Origin of the sequence: Meridianimarinicoccus marinus (genome assembly GCF_040689105.1) — a bacterium.
Classification (GTDB): domain Bacteria; phylum Pseudomonadota; class Alphaproteobacteria; order Rhodobacterales; family Rhodobacteraceae; genus Meridianimarinicoccus; species Meridianimarinicoccus marinus.
The window spans coordinates 1-275 of record NZ_JBFBVU010000120.1 but is presented as its reverse complement, the minus strand read 5'-3'; the positions used below and the strand labels follow the sequence as shown (position 1 = coordinate 275).

1 protein-coding gene is annotated in these 275 nt (G+C 57.5%); it reads right to left on the bottom strand.

Features of this window, described 5'->3' with window-relative positions:
- Nucleotides 1-275, bottom strand: a 275-nt coding sequence (locus AB0T83_RS20440) for an alginate O-acetyltransferase AlgX-related protein (RefSeq protein ID WP_435891202.1), incomplete at both ends; no start/stop codon positions are given.

Here is a 275-nt window from a genome sequence, read left to right as displayed (position 1 = left end):
ATACAGACGGGTCTTGGCCGGAATGATCGCCAGCACCAATTGCGTACCCTGCTTCTTCAGTTGATCGCGCACACCCTGAATGATCGCCAGGTTGTCCGCTTCGTTCTGCTCGCCATTGGCCACCGCATCAAACTCTTCATCGGTGTACAACCACTGGTCTTTGCCCAGCACCACGCCCGGACGGCCTTCGTTGAAGAGCTTGTAGTCCAGCGCGGCCCAGAGGTTGGTGCCCAGGCGTTTGATCGGAAACTCTTCGTCGTAATGGGTTTCCAGGG